The sequence below is a fragment of the Nonomuraea sp. NPDC049725 genome (genome assembly GCF_040674795.1).
Taxonomy (GTDB): Bacteria; Actinomycetota; Actinomycetes; order Streptosporangiales; family Streptosporangiaceae; genus Nonomuraea; species Nonomuraea ceibae.
Genome location: NZ_JBFANJ010000010.1, coordinates 46,390 through 60,704, shown reverse-complemented (window position 1 = coordinate 60,704; position 14,315 = coordinate 46,390). Strand labels below are relative to the sequence as shown.

Genomic DNA, 14,315 nt, shown 5'->3' with positions numbered 1-14,315 from the left:
CCCCTTCACATGTGGCCCCGTTGCGTGCGGACGCACCCAGCCTACGCCGCGTCGAAAAGGTCGCCGTGCTTCTCCACCCTGGCGAGCACGTCGGCCGTGGTGAACACCAGGTCGTCGGCGTGTTCGCAGCTCTCGACCTCCTTCCACAGCAGCGGCGTGGAGACCGTCGGCCTGGCCCTGGCGCGCAGCGAGTAGGGGGCCACGGTGGTCTTGGCCGGGTTGTTCTGGCTCCAGTCGATGAACACCTTGCCGGGCCGCAGCTTCCTCGTCATGACGCTGACCACCTCGCCCGGATGCTCCTTGGCCAGCGCCTGGGCCAGCCGCTTGGCGTACGCGGACGGCTCCTCGCGGCCGTCCCAGGCGGCGTAGAGCTGCATGCCCTTGCTGCCGCTGGTCTTGGGCCTGGCGGTGAGCCCGTCGGCGGCCAGCACCTCGCGCAGCATGAGCGCCACCCGGCAGCACTCGACGATCGTGGCGGGCGGGCCCGGGTCCAGGTCGAACACGAGCGTGTCGGGCGGCAGCGCCTCGCCGTCGTCCGAGACGCGCCACTGCGGGACGTGGAGCTCCAGGGCGGCCAGGTTGGCGTAGTAGACGAGGGTCGGCAGGTCGTCGACGACGGCGAAGTCGATGCTCTCGCGGTCCTTGGTGCTCCCCGGCACCGGCAGCCTGACGCGCCGGACCCAGCCGGGGGTGTGGTCGGGGGCGTTCTTCTCGAAGAACGAGGCCCCCTCGACGCCGTTGGGGTAGCGCTTGACGGTCAGCGGGCGGCCCGCCAGGTGGGGCAGCAGCACCGGGGCGACGCGGCTGTAGTAGTCGATGACCTCGGCCTTGGCGAATCCCTCCTCCGGGTAGAGCACCTTGTCCAGGTTGCTCAGCGTGAGCTCGCGCCCGTCCACCTTGACGGGGACCTTCACCGCGTCACCTCCGCAGGGAGCTTGTCCGCCCGCAGCCCGCGCCACACGGGGTGGCGCAGCCGTTGGTCGTCGGTCCACATCGTGTAGGCCACCTCCCCGACCAGATCGGGTCTAACCCATCGATTACGCCACGGGACCGCGTTGCTGAACGGGCTCCGCGCGATCTCCAGCGGCGCCAGCATCCCGTACAGGAGATCCAGGGCCTCCTCGGTGAAGCCGGTCCCGACGTGGCCGACGTACGTGAGGCCGGCAGGCGTGAACACGCCCATGACGAGCGAGCCGATGCCGCCCGCCCTGCGGCCCTTGCCGGGCTTCCAGCCGCCGATCACCACTTCCGTGATGCTCAGGTTCTTGACCTTGATCCAGGCGGGGGAGCGCACGCCGGGCTGGTAAGGGGAATCGAGCCGTTTGGCCACCACGCCTTCGAGGCCCTGCTCCGAGGTGGCCGCCAGCAGGCCGGAATCGCCGGGGAAGTAGGGCGGGGCGCCGATGTCGAGCTCGTCCAGGAGGCTGCGCCTGGTCCGGTACGGCAGGTCGCACAGGGACATGCCGTCGAGATAGAGCAGGTCGAAGGGCAGGTACGTGACCGGGTAGCGCTCCAGGATCAGCGGCTCGGGGTCGGTCAGGTGCATGCGCCGCTGCAACCGGACGAAGTTCGGCCGGCCGTGGCGGTCCAGCGCCACCACCTCGCCGTCGATGACCGCACTTTTCATGCCGAAGTCCGAAATTTCGGGGTAGCGGCGGGTGTAGTCCGCCCCGTGCCTTCCCGTCACCCGGAGGCCACCGTCCACGTGCACGATGGCGCGAATGCCGTCCCACTTGACCTCGAGGCCGTACCGGTCGTGATCGGAGGGTAGTTCCCCTGGTACAGCCAGCATTGGTTCAATCGAGTGTGGCATTGGTTGCACCATGACGGGTATGTGCCCATTGGTGGACCGCCCGCTACTGCTGAGGAGTGCCCATGCGCAGCATCTGGAAAGGTGCGATCTCCTTCGGGCTGGTCACCATCCCCGTCAAGCTCTACTCGGCCACCGAGCAGAAGGACGTCAGCTTCCACCAGGTGCACCGCGAGGACGGCGGCCGCATCCGCTACAAGAGGGTGTGCACCGTCGACGGCGAAGAGGTCGCCTACGCCGACATCGCCAAGGGCTACGAGCTCGGCACCGGCGAGATGGTCGTGCTGACCGACGAGGACTTCGAAGGACTGCCCCTCAGCACCTCCCGGCGCATCGACGTGCTGCAGTTCGCCCCGGCCGAGCAGATCGACCCCATCTACTTCGCCAAGTCCTACTACCTCGAACCCGACGCCCAGGGCGCCAAGCCGTACGTGCTCCTGCGCAACGCCCTGGAGAGCTCCGGGCAGGTCGCCGTGGTCAAGGTGGCGCTGCGCCAGCGTGAGTCGCTCGCCACGCTGCGGGTACGCGACGGCGTGTTCGTCCTGGAGACCATGCTGTGGCCGGACGAGATCCGCAAACCCGACTTCGAGTTCCTGGACGAGGACATCGAGGTACGGGCCCAGGAGCTCAAGATGGCCGAATCGCTCATCACCACGATGGAGGCCGACTTCGACCCCACCGAGTACCACGACACCTACCGCGAGGCGCTGCAACAGGTGATCGAGGCCAAGGTGGCGGGCAAGGAGGTCGTCGCGGCCCCCGAAGAGGAGGAGGCCGGGCCGGCCGTCGACCTCATGGCCGCGCTGCGCGCCAGCGTCGACGCCGCCAAGCGCGAGCGCACCGGCGGGGGCGCCGCCAAACCCAAGAGGGCCGCCAAGGAATCCAAGGAGTCCAAGGAGTCCAAGGATTCGAAGGAGTCCAAGGAGAAGGAGGCGGCCCCCAAGCGCAAGGCGCGCAAGTCCGCGTGACTCAGACGGACAGCCACTTCTTCGGGCCGAGGTTCTTCAGCCTGTCGGTGCGCGCGTAGCCGATCTTGCCGCGTTCCGGGGCCAGGACCTTCGTCCACTTCTCACCGGGGCGCGACGCGCACGCGCCCAGCGTGCGGCTCTGGGAGCCGAAGTGCTCCAGCTCCTTCGCCCCCCGTTCCGGCTTCACGTAGACCCGCGTCCCGGCCTTCACCCGGTAGGCGCACGTGGTCAGCCGCGCCTGCGCGGTGGCGTCCCCCCGATCCCGGGTCTCCGGCCTCGGGCCCTGCGGTCCCCGCGCCTCCCTTTCGACGCGCCCCTCCGTCAGCCCGGGCCCCTGCCGGGCGTCGCGCCGGTCACCCGCTCGGCGGTCGCGCAGGTCGCCGGGGGTGCGGGTGTCCTGGAGAGCGCGGGTACGGGCCTCGCGGGCCTCACGGGCCTCGCGGGCCTCACGGTGGTCGCGGGTCGCGTGGCGGTCGTTCGCCCAGTGGTCCGGGTGGGTGGGGAGGTTGTCGGCCCAGTGGCCGCGCCGGTCGTGCCGGTCGCGGTGGTCGGCGGACCAGCGGTGGCGGGCTTCCTGGAGGTCGCGGGCCCGGGCGTGGCGGGACTCGTGGAGCTCCTGCCGCAGCTCGCGCAGGTCGCGGTGGGCGTTCGGGCCGGGCGGTGCGGGGTCGGCGAGCACGGGTGGGGCGGTCGCCAGGGCGGCGCCGGAGGCGGCCAGCAGGACGGCCGCGATGCGGGTGAATGCCATGGAAGCAGCTCCTATGTCGATGAAACTCCTCCTTGCATCGCATTTCCGACCCCGGACGGGAATGCGCCGCACAGCCGTATGACCGAATGCGGGTCCACGGCTTACCCGCACACATGAAAGCGAGGACACCGGAGATGATCCGGCGCCCCCGCGTTAGCTCTGCCCGGAACCCCGGGCCGAGATGATCGGTTTACCAGTGGCCACCGTGGTTGTGGCGGATCTTCAGGCAGCCGCGACGGTGCACGGAGCGGACCTTGTCCTCGGCCAGGTTGAGGAACACCTTGACACGGTTGACGTAACGGCCGTGGCCGTGACGGTGGCCGTGGTGGCCCCAGCCCCAGCCGTGGCCGTGGCCGCGACCCCAGCCGTGGCCGTGGCCCCAGCCGTGGCTGCGGTGCCAGCGGCACCAGCGCGGGTGAGCGACGAAGTTGGAGACGTTGGTGGCCGCGCCGACGCTGGTGGAGGCGTTGGCGGTGGTGGTGGCGGAGGCCGCCTCGCCGACACCCACCATGCCGCCGGTGAGGGCGGTGGTCAGCGTGGCGGCAGCCATCATGGTCTTGAGCTTGGACATTGTGCTTCCCCCTGAACGGTTCCTTGCACTTGCGGCAATTTCCGTGATGACGGAGAGTGCCTGAGATGTCACGCTGGGTGTCATCTGGTTGTCATACTTTCCGGGGGTTGCAGGCCATAAACGGCGATCAAGTCCTTTTGCCGCACGCTTGGCCTGTCGTTAGATCAATTAGAGATGTATGAAGCGATATAAGCTGAAATGTCCAGAAACCCGTGTGTGAGGAGGAGGCATGGCAGAGCCGGTCCCGCACTGGCCGGGGCGCATGGTCGGTGACGTCCACGTCAGGTCCACCCCGCCCGGCGCCCCCGAGCAGGCGGTCTTCGTACACGGTCTGGCAGGGGCGGCCACCAACTGGACCGACCTCATGGACGAGCTGAAGGACGACGTCACAGGGCACGCGATCGACCTGCCGGGCGCCGGGCACTCGCCCGCGCCCGCCGACGGCGACTACAGCGTGGCCGCGCACGCGGCCGCGGTCGTCCGGCTGCTGGAGCAGGTCGGCCCGGCGCACCTGTTCGGCAACTCGATGGGCGGCGCGGTCTGCGTGCGCGTCGCCGCCGGACGCCCCGAGCTGGTGCGCTCGCTCACGCTCATCTCGCCGGCGCTGCCGGACCTGCTGCCCCGCTCCGGCCCGGTGCGGGTGGCCGCCGCCGCGACGCCCCGGCTGGGCGAGTGGGTGGCGAGCCGGCTGAAGCTGATCCCCGCCGAACAGCGGATCAACGCCTCGTTCGCGGTGGTCTGGGCGGACATGGCCGCCGTGCATCCGGTACGGCTGCGCGAGGCGATCGAGGAGCAGCGGCGCCGCGACGAACTGCCGTACTCCGCGGCCGCCATGATCGGCTCGGCCCGGGGCATCGTGGCGGAGTACTTCCGGCGCGGGGCGGACAACCTGTGGCGCCAGGCCGAGAAGGTCCAGGCCCCCACGCTGATCATCCACGGCCGCCACGACCGGCTCGTCCGGCCCGCGATGGCCGCCAGGGCGGCGCGCGCGTTCCGTGATCTGAGACTGGTGCTGCTGCCCAGGGCCGGGCACGTGGCGATGATGGAGGTGCCTCGCGTGGTGGCCGCCGAGGCGCGCCGTCTGATCCGTGAGACGCGATTGGGGAATGCCCCACTGCCCGGCTAGGTTTCACATGGAGATAGAGACCCCCTGAAACGGGAGCGTAGAAAGTGTCGTTGCCACCGCTGGTAGAGCCGGCCGCCGAGCTCACCGTCGACGAAGTGCGCCGTTACTCGCGTCACCTGATCATTCCCGACGTGGGGATGGCCGGGCAGAAGCGGCTCAAGAACGCCAAGGTGCTGTGTGTCGGCGCCGGTGGTCTCGGGTCGCCGGCGCTGCTCTATCTCGCCGCGGCGGGTGTGGGCACGCTCGGCGTCGTCGACTTCGACGTCGTGGACGAGTCCAACCTGCAGCGCCAGGTCATCCACGGCCAGTCCGACGTGGGCCGGCTGAAGGCCGAGAGCGCCGCGGCGTCCGTCCGGGAGATCAACCCGCTGATCGACGTCGTGATCCACAACACGGCGCTGACCACCGAGAACGTCATGGAGATCTTCTCCGGCTACGACCTGATCCTCGACGGCACCGACAACTTCGCCACCCGCTACATGGTGAACGACGCCGCGGTGCTGCTGGGCAAGCCGTACGTCTGGGGCTCGATCTACCGCTTCGACGGCCAGGCGAGCGTGTTCTGGGCCGAGCACGGCCCCTGCTACCGCTGCCTCTACCCGGAGCCCCCGCCTCCCGGCATGGTGCCGTCGTGCGCCGAGGGCGGCGTGCTCGGCGTGCTGTGCGCGTCGATCGGCTCCATCCAGGTCAACGAGGCGATCAAGCTGCTCACCGGCATCGGCGACCCGCTCGTCGGCCGCCTGATGATCTACGACGCCCTGGAGATGAAGTACCGCGACGTCAAGGTCCGCAAGGACCCCGAGTGCGTGCTGTGCGGCAAGAACCCGACGGTCACCCAGCTCCTGGAGGACTACGAGGCGTTCTGCGGCGCGATCTCCGACGAGGCCGCCGAGGCGGTCAGCGGCTCCACGATCACCGCCCAGGAGCTCAAGGCCATGCAGGACAACGGCGAGAACATCTTCCTCGTCGACGTCCGCGAGCCGAACGAGTACGAGATCGTCTCCATCCCGGGTGCCACGCTGATCCCCAAGGGCGAGTTCCTCAACGGCTCGGCCCTGGAGAAGCTGCCGCAGGACAAGCGGATCGTGCTCCACTGCAAGTCCGGCGCCCGTTCGGCGGAGGCGCTCGCGGTCGTCAAGAACGCGGGCTTCGCCGACGCCGTCCACGTCGGCGGTGGCGTGCTGAGCTGGGTCAAGACCGTCGACCCGAGCCTGCCGTCTTACTGAGTCTGCTTTCCGACGGATGACACGGGGTCGCCCGCATTAAGGTCGATCCCGTGGACAACGCCCGCCTCTGGCCTTCCCTGCTGGTGGCCTCCGCGCTGACTCTGGTCTGCGCGGTGGCCGCCGGGGTCGCGGCCGGTTCGGCGAGCGGCGAGCTGACCCGGGGTCCCACCGCGGCCGAGCTCAGGGCCGCCGCCGAGCGCGAGGTCGCCGAGCGCTGGCGCACCTGGGCGGCCGGGCGCGTCTTCCCGTCCAGCCTCGCCTACTCGGCCGAGCAGGGCGGCCGCGAGCGGGCCCGCCGGATCGGCATCTCGCCGCGCACCGCCTGCCACGACGCCGTCGACGCCGAGGCCGCCGCCGCGCTGGCCGCCGCGGGCTGCCGCGCCGTGCTGCGCGCCACCTACATCGACGCCCTGCGCGGCGTGCTCGTCACCGTGGGCGTGGTCGCGCTGCCCGACGAGCCGCGCGCCGCCCGCGCCAGGTCCGCCTTCCCGGGCAGCGGCGCGCCCGTTCCCGGCCTGCGCCCCCTGGCCTTCCGCGGCACGGTGTCCGACCGGTTCACCCCCGCCGTGCGGCAGTCCGGCTCGGTACGGCAGGCGGGCCCGTACCTGGTGCTGACCACGGCGGGCCAGGTCGACGGCCGGCCGGCGAGCAAGTCGGGCGAGCAGCGGCCGGCGGTCTTCGCCTTCGCGACCGAGATCTCCGAGCGCGTCCTGGCCGACCTGAGCAGGCCCCGGATGCCCAACTGCGCGGCCGAGGAGTGGCGGTGCTGAGCCGCGGGCCGCTCGTGCGGGCGGCGCTGCTCGCCGGGCTGCTGCCGGCGGTCACGGCCCCGGCGTGGGCGGACGAGGTACGGTCCGGGCAGGAGCGGGTCATCAGGACGCTGGACCTGGCCAAGGCGTGGCGGATCAGCGAGGGCGACGGCGTCACCGTGGCCGTGCTCGACTCGGGCGTCGACCCGGGCCACCGCGACCTGGCGGGCTCGGTCACCGTCGGCCGCGACTTCACCGCGGGGGCGAACCCGCCGGGCGTCACGCCCCGCCGCCTGCACGGCACGTACATGGCCTCGCTGATCGCCGGGCACGGGCACGGCCCGGACGGGAAGCTGGGCGTCATCGGGGTCGCGCCGCGCGCCCGGGTGCTGTCGGTGCGGGTGATCCTGGAGGACGAGGAGCCGGGGTTCCGCACGTTCAACACCGACGAGCGGTTCGAGAACGTGGTCGCGCGCGGCATCCGCTACGCCGTCGACCGCGGGGCCGACGTGATCAACCTGTCGATCTCCAAGGAGCTGGCGACCCGCCAGGACCGGGCGGCCGTGCGTTACGCGGTGTCCAAGGGGGTCGTGGTGGTCGCGGCGGCGGGCAACGAGGGCACCCGCGAGGTCGAGGGCGGCGGCGCGGCGCCGTACTCCTACCCGGCGGCCTTCCCCGGCGTGGTGTCGGTGGGGGCGACCGACGGGAGGCTGCGGCGGGCGACGTTCTCCAACTGGAACTCCTCGGTGGTGGTGGCCGCGCCGGGCGTCGACATCATGGGCGCGGGGCCGGGCGACGCCTACTGGGTGGGCCGGGGGACGTCGCAGGCGACCGCGCTGGTGTCGGGGGTGGCCGCCCTGATCAAGGCCGAGTATCCGGACCTGTCGCCGCCGCTCGTCGTGCGGGCGCTCGCCGCCAGCGCCGACGACCGGCCGCCGGGCGGCTACGACACCGGCACCGGGTTCGGCGTCGTCAACGCCGCCAGGGCGCTGGCCGAGGCCGGACGGCTGGCCGGGCACACCGAGACAGCGGCGGGCGCGCAGGCGGCCGACCCGGACAGGCCGCTGGGCCAGGCGCCGCCCGCCCCGATCCAGGTCGTGCACCGCGACGGCGCGCACATCCTGCTGCATGGGAGCCTCGCGGCGGCGCTGGCCGTGGTGGCGCTGGGATCGCTGGGAGCCATCGTCGCCCTGGTCAGAAGGGGCCGACGCCCACACAATGACCAAGAGGCATGATCCGCCCCGTTAGGGGGACGAAATAGACACGAAGCCGAGCTGGGAACGAGGCGGTGGTGAAGGCACGTAGGCCCACCTCAGGACTACCGCGCGTCGGGGGACGATCCACGCCGGGACGGAGCAATCCGCTCGGCGCCACCACCGGCCGCCGGTCGCGCGTGCGCGACTGGCCCACGGCGGGCATGCGGAGCAGGCGGGCGGCGGCCGAACGCGCCGAGACCGACTCCCTCCAGCAGGGCGTCCGCTACCGGCGCATGTTCGTCGCGCTCCTCACCGTCATCGTGGCCGTCTCGGCCGTCGTGGTGCTGCTCGGCACCGCCGGCCTGTTCAAGGAGACCCGGTCGCGCCCGCTGACCGCCGAGGAGCAGAACCGCTACAAGCAGGAGGAGATCGCCCGCCGCTGGCAGGCGTGGCCCACCACCGGCGTCTTCCCCGAAGAGGTCAAGTACCTCGGCCTCGACCGCGCCCAGCAGTACGCCAGGCGCGTCGGCATCGCCCCCGAGACCGCCTGCCGCGACGCCGTCGACCCGTCCGTGGCCGGCGTCCTCGACGAGTACGGCTGCGTCTCCATGCTGCGCGCCACCTACGTCGACCAGACCTCCACGTTCGTCATGACCGTCGGCGTGGCCGTGCTCAAGGACGAGGCGGCCAGGGCGTCCGTCACCGACCAGCTCAGCCAGGACGACCGCGTCGGCGTGCTGCCCGTCGCCTTCCCCGGCACCGTGACCGAACGGTTCGGCGTGCAGCAGCGCCAGCGCACCGGCTGGGTGGGCGCCGGGCCGTACATCGTGTTCTCGACCGCCGGTTACGCCGACGGCCGCACCAGGGCCGCGGTCCCGCCCGAGGAGATCCTGCACCCCGAGCTCTGGCCCGCCGCCAAGTCCGTCGGCAACCAGATCGCCTACTTCCTGGCGGACCCGCCCAAGGTCCCGCCCTGCACCCAGGGGAACGTGTGCTGACCGTCGTCCGCGTCCTCACCGCCGCGATGCTGGCCCTGCACGCCCCCGCCGACCCGCCCATCCGCGAGCAGCAGCAGTGGGTGCTCGACGCGCTCAACGTCGAGCAGGCGTGGAACGTCACCAAAGGCGCCGGCGTCACCGTCGCCGTGATCGACAGCGCCGTCGACACCCGGGTCAAGGAGCTGCGCGGGCGCGTCACCGTGGGCCCCGACATGAGCTCGGGCGCGGCCCGCCCGCGCGAGGTCGAGCCCGGCGAGCACGGCACCGCCATGGCCGCGCTGATCGCCGGATCGGGAGCCGGGAACGGGTTCGTCGGCGTCGCCCCGGAGGCCCGGGTGCTGTCACTGCCGCTGGCCCTGGACGAGAACCCCGAGGACCAGATCGCCCCGCCGCTGCTCACCGACCCCGGCGCCACCGAGAGCCCGCTCGCCCGCGCCCTGCGCTACGCCACCAACCACGGCGCCAAGGTCATCAGCATGTCGATCGGCAACTACGGGCCGCACAAGTCCGAGCGCGAGGCCGTCTCCTACGCGCTCGGCAAGGGCGTCGTCCTGGTCGCCGCCGCGGGCAACGACGGGCAGACCACCTACACCAAGGACAACGAGACCTCCTACTGGAGCTTCCCCGCGGGCTACCCGGGCGTCATCGGAGTCGCGGCCGTGGACAAGACGAGCAAGCCCGCCCCGTACAGCAGCGACAACCTGTCCGTGCTCGTCGCCGCGCCCGGCTCCGGGGTGCCCGTGGTCCAGCGCGGCAGCGGCTACGCGCTGTCCGACGGCACCAGCTCGGCGGCGGCGCTGGTGGCCGGGGTGGCCGCGCTCGTCAAGGCGCGCTACCCCGACCTGCGGCCCGAGCAGGTCGCGCAGGCGCTCGCCACCGGGGCGCGGGGCCGCCCCGCCGCCGGGTACGACGACAGGACCGGGTTCGGCGTGGTCGACGCGGGCGCCGCGCTGAACGCCGCCGAACGGCTCACCGGCCACAAACGCCAGGTCCCCGTACCCGCTGACCAGCACTTCGGGCAGGGCGAGGACACCCCGCAGCCGTCGGCCCCGGGACCCGACCCGTGGCGGCTCTGGCTGTACGGGATCGGCGTCCTCGTGGCCCTCGTCATGTTCTGCGGGGCCATCGTGCTCCTCAATCAGCGGAGGGAGTAAAGATCCGCTATGGTCCCCCGTCATGGGATACGAGCTACGCGTGGTTCGTGAGGCGCCGCTGGCCTTCGCGGAGGTCGCGAAGGCGATCGCGCCGGCGGGTTTCGAGCTGCGCGGATCGCACGAGATCGTCGCCAGGCACGGCGACGGCACGCACGCCGTGGGAGCATGGCGTGAGCAGGTGATCGGGGCGCCCGGCTCCGACTGGCAGGTGGCCCAGCTCGTCCGGCTGGCGGGCGTGCTCGGCGCCCGGCTCATCGGCGAGGACGGCGAGGTCTACGGGCTGCGTGAGGGCGTGGTCGAGGTGGTCGCCGACGGGTCGGTGATCGAGCTCGGCAAGCTGGACGAGATGATCGACGCGGGACCGGCGGCGTGGAGCCGCTGAAGCCGTTCGCCGAGCGCGTGCTCGACCTCGTCGAGCGCATCCCGCCCGGCAAGGTCATGTCCTACGGCGACATCGCCGAATACCTCGGCGAGGGCGGCCCCCGGCAGGTGGGGCGCGTGATGTCCGTGTGGGGCGGCGGCGTCCCGTGGTGGCGCGTGGTGCACGCCGACGGCAGCGGCGTGGCCCCTGACCACCTGCAACGCTGCCTGGCGCACTGGCGCGAGGAGGGCACCCCGTTGCGGGGGGAGCGCGTGGACATGCGCGGCGCCCGCTGGGACGGGCGTTCAGCCGATTCTCAGGAAGGCCGCTGACCTGCCGGTTCCCTGAATGGGCGATTTGGTAGTAGGTGACTCCTATTACCATGGGCAGAACACTGACGGCAGCCTGAAAGGCGGTGCCTCCCCGATGGCTACCGGCGTAACTGCCCAGAGCCCGGGCGGCGATGCGGTCCCCGACCGACTCAAGGCCGTCCAGGACCTCTGCGACCGTGGCGAGCCACTCGACGCGGTCATGCGCGCCGTCGGGCCGGGCGGCCGCGACGCGGCGTTCGACGCCGAGGTGCTCAGCGGGCCGCTCGGCGCGCGGATGGACCTCGCGGTCAAGCGCGGCGCCGCCCGCAGGCGCGAGCTCGTCGACCTCGTGCGCCCCTACCTGGCGGGCGTCGCCGCGGGGGTCAAGCGCGAGCTGCCCGTGGCCCGCCGCCTCATCTGCCACCTGATCGAGCACCGCCCCGACGACGAGCTCGTCGAGGGCGAGACCCTCGCCAAGGTCGTGGCGGCCGCCGCCGAGCCGTCCAAGCGCATCCGCAAGGGCCTGCGCTGGTACGCCGACCTGCCGTTCCGCGACGAGCTGCCCGCCGAGCTGTTCCGGCTGCGCCGCGCCGACCTGGTGCCCGTCACGCACATCGACGACATCGTGTGGGTCGACGGCAAGCTGCGCATCACCGGCTTCGCCTACCTGGCCGGCCTGTCGGTGCGCAGCCGCCGCTTCAACCGCGCGACCGTGGTGCTGCGCGGCCCGCGCTGGCTGCCGCCGGTGCGGCTGCGCACCCGCCGCGTGCTCGCCCCCGAGGCCACCCACGGGGCGCGCGAGCCCGGCTGCAACTACGACTGGTCGGGCTTCCACGCCGAGCTGAGCCCGTGGGCGCTGCGCTGGCGCGGCGCCGTCCGCGGCCTGGTCTCCGGCGTGCGCCGCCGCCTGCGCCGCCGTCCCGCCGTGCGCGACACCACCACGTGGCGGGCCGAGATCGTGTTCTGGAGCCGGGGCGCCCGCGCCACCGGCCTGCTGCGCGGCGCGTCCATCGGCCGCAGCGAGCGCCCCGCCGGCCGCCGGCTCAAGCCCGGCTGGTGGGCCAGGCCCGTCTGGACCTCCGACCGCGCCCTCCAGGTGGTGCTCCAGCCCAACCGGGCCGAGCTCACCGGCGTCACCGTCGACGACGAGCGCCTCCAGCTCAAGATCCACCTGCCCGACCGCGTCGTCACCAAGGGCCACGCCCGGCTCGGCGGCCACCGCATCGCCGCCGACTTCAGCCCGGCGGGCAAGGGCACCGACGTGCTGCTCACGCTCGCCGTGCCCGCGCTGCTGCAGGAGAAGGACGGGCGGCGGCTGTGGGTCGAGCCCAAGGGCGACCCGGCGGCCTCCGTCATGCTCGGCGACCTCAAGGGCACCAGGGCCGTGGCCGGCGACCGCGAGATCACCGTGCTCGGCGACCGCCGCGACCGCGTGGTCGTCTCCGCCCACCGCATCCGCCCGGTGATCTCCTCGGCCGTCTGGGACGGGCCCACGCTCGTCCTGCGCGGCCACTACCCCGACGCCGAAGGGCCGCGCTCGCTCACCCTGCGCCACCGCTCCGGTCTGGCCTACCAGGTCCCGATGGAGCGCGCGGGCGAGGAGTTCACCGTGCGCGTCCAGCCCGGGTTCATGGACCGCTTCGGCGAGGCGGTGCCGCTGTCGTCCGGCACCTGGCAGATGTCCGTACGGCACCCGTCCGGCGAGATCGTGCCCGTGCGCATGGACCACGCCGCGCTGGAGACCCTCGACGAGGACCCGCGCGTGCTCGGCGGCCACTCCTTCCGCATGGTCTCCACCCGCTTCGACGTGCCGGTGGTCGTCTCGGAGGAGGAGCGGCCCGCCGCCGAGAAGGGCGTCGCCGGCACCCACGTGCTGCGCCGCGTCTTCTACCCGGCCCAGCGCACCGAGCCGCTCGACGAGGCCACCGTCTACGTGGTCAACGACGGCCGCCTGTACGCCGACAGCGTCCGCGCCATCTACGAGGAGCGGGTGCGGCGCGGCGACGACCGCCCGCACATCTGGATCGTCAAGGACGGCGCGTTCACCCCGCCCGACGGCGCCACCTCGGTGCGCGCGGGCAGCCGCGAGCACCACGCCGCGCTGGCCCGCTCGCGCTACATCGTCACCAACGCCTTCCTGCCCGTCTGGTTCCGCTCGCGCGAGGGCCAGGTGGTCGTGCAGACCTGGCACGGCACCCCGGTCAAGCACATCGGCAACGACCAGGCCCACATGCGGCGCGACCCCAAGCCGCCGGTCTGGCACCGCCAGGCCGCCGAGGTGCGCGGCTGGGACGTGCTGCTGTCGCAGTCGCCGTGGGCCACGCCGGTGCTGCGCAAGGCGTTCGGCTACCAGGGCGAGGTGCTGGAGAGCGGGCTGCCGCGCAACGACGTGCTCACCTCGCCCGACCGTGACGAGCTCGCCGCCGCCGTGCGCGAGCGGCTCGGGCTCGCCGAGGGCAAGCGCGTGGTCCTGTACGCGCCCACGTGGCGCGATTACGACCGCAAGAACGCGATGGTCAAGCTCGACCTGGCCAAGGCGCGTGAGGCGCTGGGCGCCGACCACGAGCTGCTGGTACGGGCGCATCCCATGCAGGCCATGCCCGCCGTTCCCGACATCGCGCGTGACGTCACGACTTATCCGGATATTGCGGATCTGCTGCTCGTGGCCGACGTCCTGGTGACCGACTACTCGTCTGTCATGTTCGACTTCGCGGTCACCGGGCGGCCGATCGTCCTGTACGGCTACGACCTGGCCAAATACTCCGCCAAGCGCGGCATCTACGTGGACCTGCCCGAGGTCGCCCCCGGGCCGGTGCTGTCGACCTCCGGCGAGGTCGTCGAGGCGCTGCGCTCCATCGACGAGGTCGCGGCCGCCCACGCCGACCGCTACGACGCCTTCCGGGCCACGTTCGCGCCGCGCGACGACGGCAAGGCGACGGCCCGCGTGGTCGACCACGTTTTCTGAGCGCGTACTGACGTCGGCGTGTCGGGGCGAATCCTGAAATTTGCCCCGCTCTGCCCCGATAACGTGGGCGTCCGCGCGGGGAGACCGGGCAAGTCGGCACGATCTACCCCTGTGGTCTGGTGGAATCTAGTG

14 protein-coding genes are annotated in these 14,315 nt (G+C 72.2%); 10 read left to right on the top strand and 4 right to left on the bottom strand.

Features of this window, described 5'->3' with window-relative positions:
• Positions 1-41: 41 nt before the first annotated feature.
• A complete protein-coding gene (gene ligD / locus AB0J53_RS25650) occupies positions 42-914 on the bottom strand; it encodes a non-homologous end-joining DNA ligase (RefSeq protein ID WP_364176591.1) in 873 nt (290 codons plus the stop codon).
• Positions 911-1,792, bottom strand: a complete 882-nt coding sequence (ligD, locus tag AB0J53_RS25645) for a non-homologous end-joining DNA ligase (protein WP_364176588.1) — start codon at positions 1,790-1,792, stop codon at positions 911-913. Before ligD (AB0J53_RS25645) ends, ligD (AB0J53_RS25650) begins: the two co-directional genes overlap by 4 nt.
• 83 nt (positions 1,793-1,875) lie before the next feature.
• On the opposite strand from ligD (AB0J53_RS25645), the gene AB0J53_RS25640 reads away from it, so the two are divergent.
• Positions 1,876-2,778 (top strand): Ku protein, encoded by a 903-nt coding sequence (locus AB0J53_RS25640; protein WP_364176585.1) that lies wholly within the window; start codon positions 1,876-1,878, stop codon positions 2,776-2,778.
• Position 2,779: 1 nt separating this feature from the next.
• Here the strand turns inward: AB0J53_RS25640 and AB0J53_RS25635 are convergent, their stop codons facing one another.
• Both AB0J53_RS25635 and AB0J53_RS25630 read right to left on the bottom strand, forming a co-directional pair.
• Positions 2,780-3,526: a hypothetical protein gene (locus AB0J53_RS25635; protein ID WP_364176582.1), complete on the bottom strand. Its 747-nt coding sequence runs from the start codon at positions 3,524-3,526 to the stop codon at positions 2,780-2,782.
• 190 nt (positions 3,527-3,716) lie between these two features.
• Positions 3,717-4,097, bottom strand: a complete 381-nt coding sequence (locus AB0J53_RS25630) for a hypothetical protein (protein WP_219504816.1) — start codon at positions 4,095-4,097, stop codon at positions 3,717-3,719.
• A 229-nt stretch (positions 4,098-4,326) separates the two neighbouring features.
• Between AB0J53_RS25630 and AB0J53_RS25625 the strand changes: the two genes are divergently transcribed.
• The 9 genes from AB0J53_RS25625 to AB0J53_RS25585 all read left to right on the top strand — a co-directional run bounded on the left by AB0J53_RS25625 (position 4,327) and on the right by AB0J53_RS25585 (position 14,183).
• The gene (locus AB0J53_RS25625; protein WP_364176579.1) at positions 4,327-5,223 is read left to right on the top strand and encodes an alpha/beta fold hydrolase; all 897 of its coding nucleotides are present in this window, start codon (positions 4,327-4,329) and stop codon (positions 5,221-5,223) included.
• Positions 5,224-5,267: 44 nt separating this feature from the next.
• Positions 5,268-6,449 (top strand): adenylyltransferase/sulfurtransferase MoeZ, encoded by a 1,182-nt coding sequence (moeZ, locus tag AB0J53_RS25620; protein ID WP_219504820.1) that lies wholly within the window; start codon positions 5,268-5,270, stop codon positions 6,447-6,449.
• 50 nt (positions 6,450-6,499) lie between these two features.
• The gene (locus AB0J53_RS25615) at positions 6,500-7,219 is read left to right on the top strand and encodes a hypothetical protein (protein WP_364176576.1); all 720 of its coding nucleotides are present in this window, start codon (positions 6,500-6,502) and stop codon (positions 7,217-7,219) included.
• Positions 7,213-8,433 carry a S8 family serine peptidase gene (locus tag AB0J53_RS25610; RefSeq protein ID WP_364176573.1) on the top strand — a complete coding sequence of 407 codons (1,221 nt, stop codon included), beginning with the start codon at positions 7,213-7,215 and terminating at the stop codon, positions 8,431-8,433. Before AB0J53_RS25615 ends, AB0J53_RS25610 begins: the two co-directional genes overlap by 7 nt.
• A 56-nt stretch (positions 8,434-8,489) precedes the next feature.
• The gene (locus tag AB0J53_RS25605) at positions 8,490-9,392 is read left to right on the top strand and encodes a hypothetical protein (protein ID WP_357589980.1); all 903 of its coding nucleotides are present in this window, start codon (positions 8,490-8,492) and stop codon (positions 9,390-9,392) included.
• On the top strand, positions 9,386-10,546 hold the full coding sequence (locus tag AB0J53_RS25600; RefSeq protein ID WP_364176570.1) for a S8 family serine peptidase: 1,161 nt from the start codon (positions 9,386-9,388) through the stop codon (positions 10,544-10,546). Before AB0J53_RS25605 ends, AB0J53_RS25600 begins: the two co-directional genes overlap by 7 nt.
• 22 nt (positions 10,547-10,568) lie before the next feature.
• The gene (locus tag AB0J53_RS25595; RefSeq protein WP_219504825.1) at positions 10,569-10,928 is read left to right on the top strand and encodes a hypothetical protein; all 360 of its coding nucleotides are present in this window, start codon (positions 10,569-10,571) and stop codon (positions 10,926-10,928) included.
• Complete coding sequence (locus tag AB0J53_RS25590) at positions 10,916-11,239, top strand: MGMT family protein (RefSeq protein ID WP_219504827.1); 324 nt, start codon at positions 10,916-10,918, stop codon at positions 11,237-11,239. Before AB0J53_RS25595 ends, AB0J53_RS25590 begins: the two co-directional genes overlap by 13 nt.
• A 94-nt stretch (positions 11,240-11,333) precedes the next feature.
• Entirely contained in the window at positions 11,334-14,183 is a 2,850-nt protein-coding gene (locus AB0J53_RS25585) for a CDP-glycerol glycerophosphotransferase family protein (RefSeq protein ID WP_364176566.1), read from the top strand.
• Positions 14,184-14,315 lie beyond the last annotated feature (132 nt).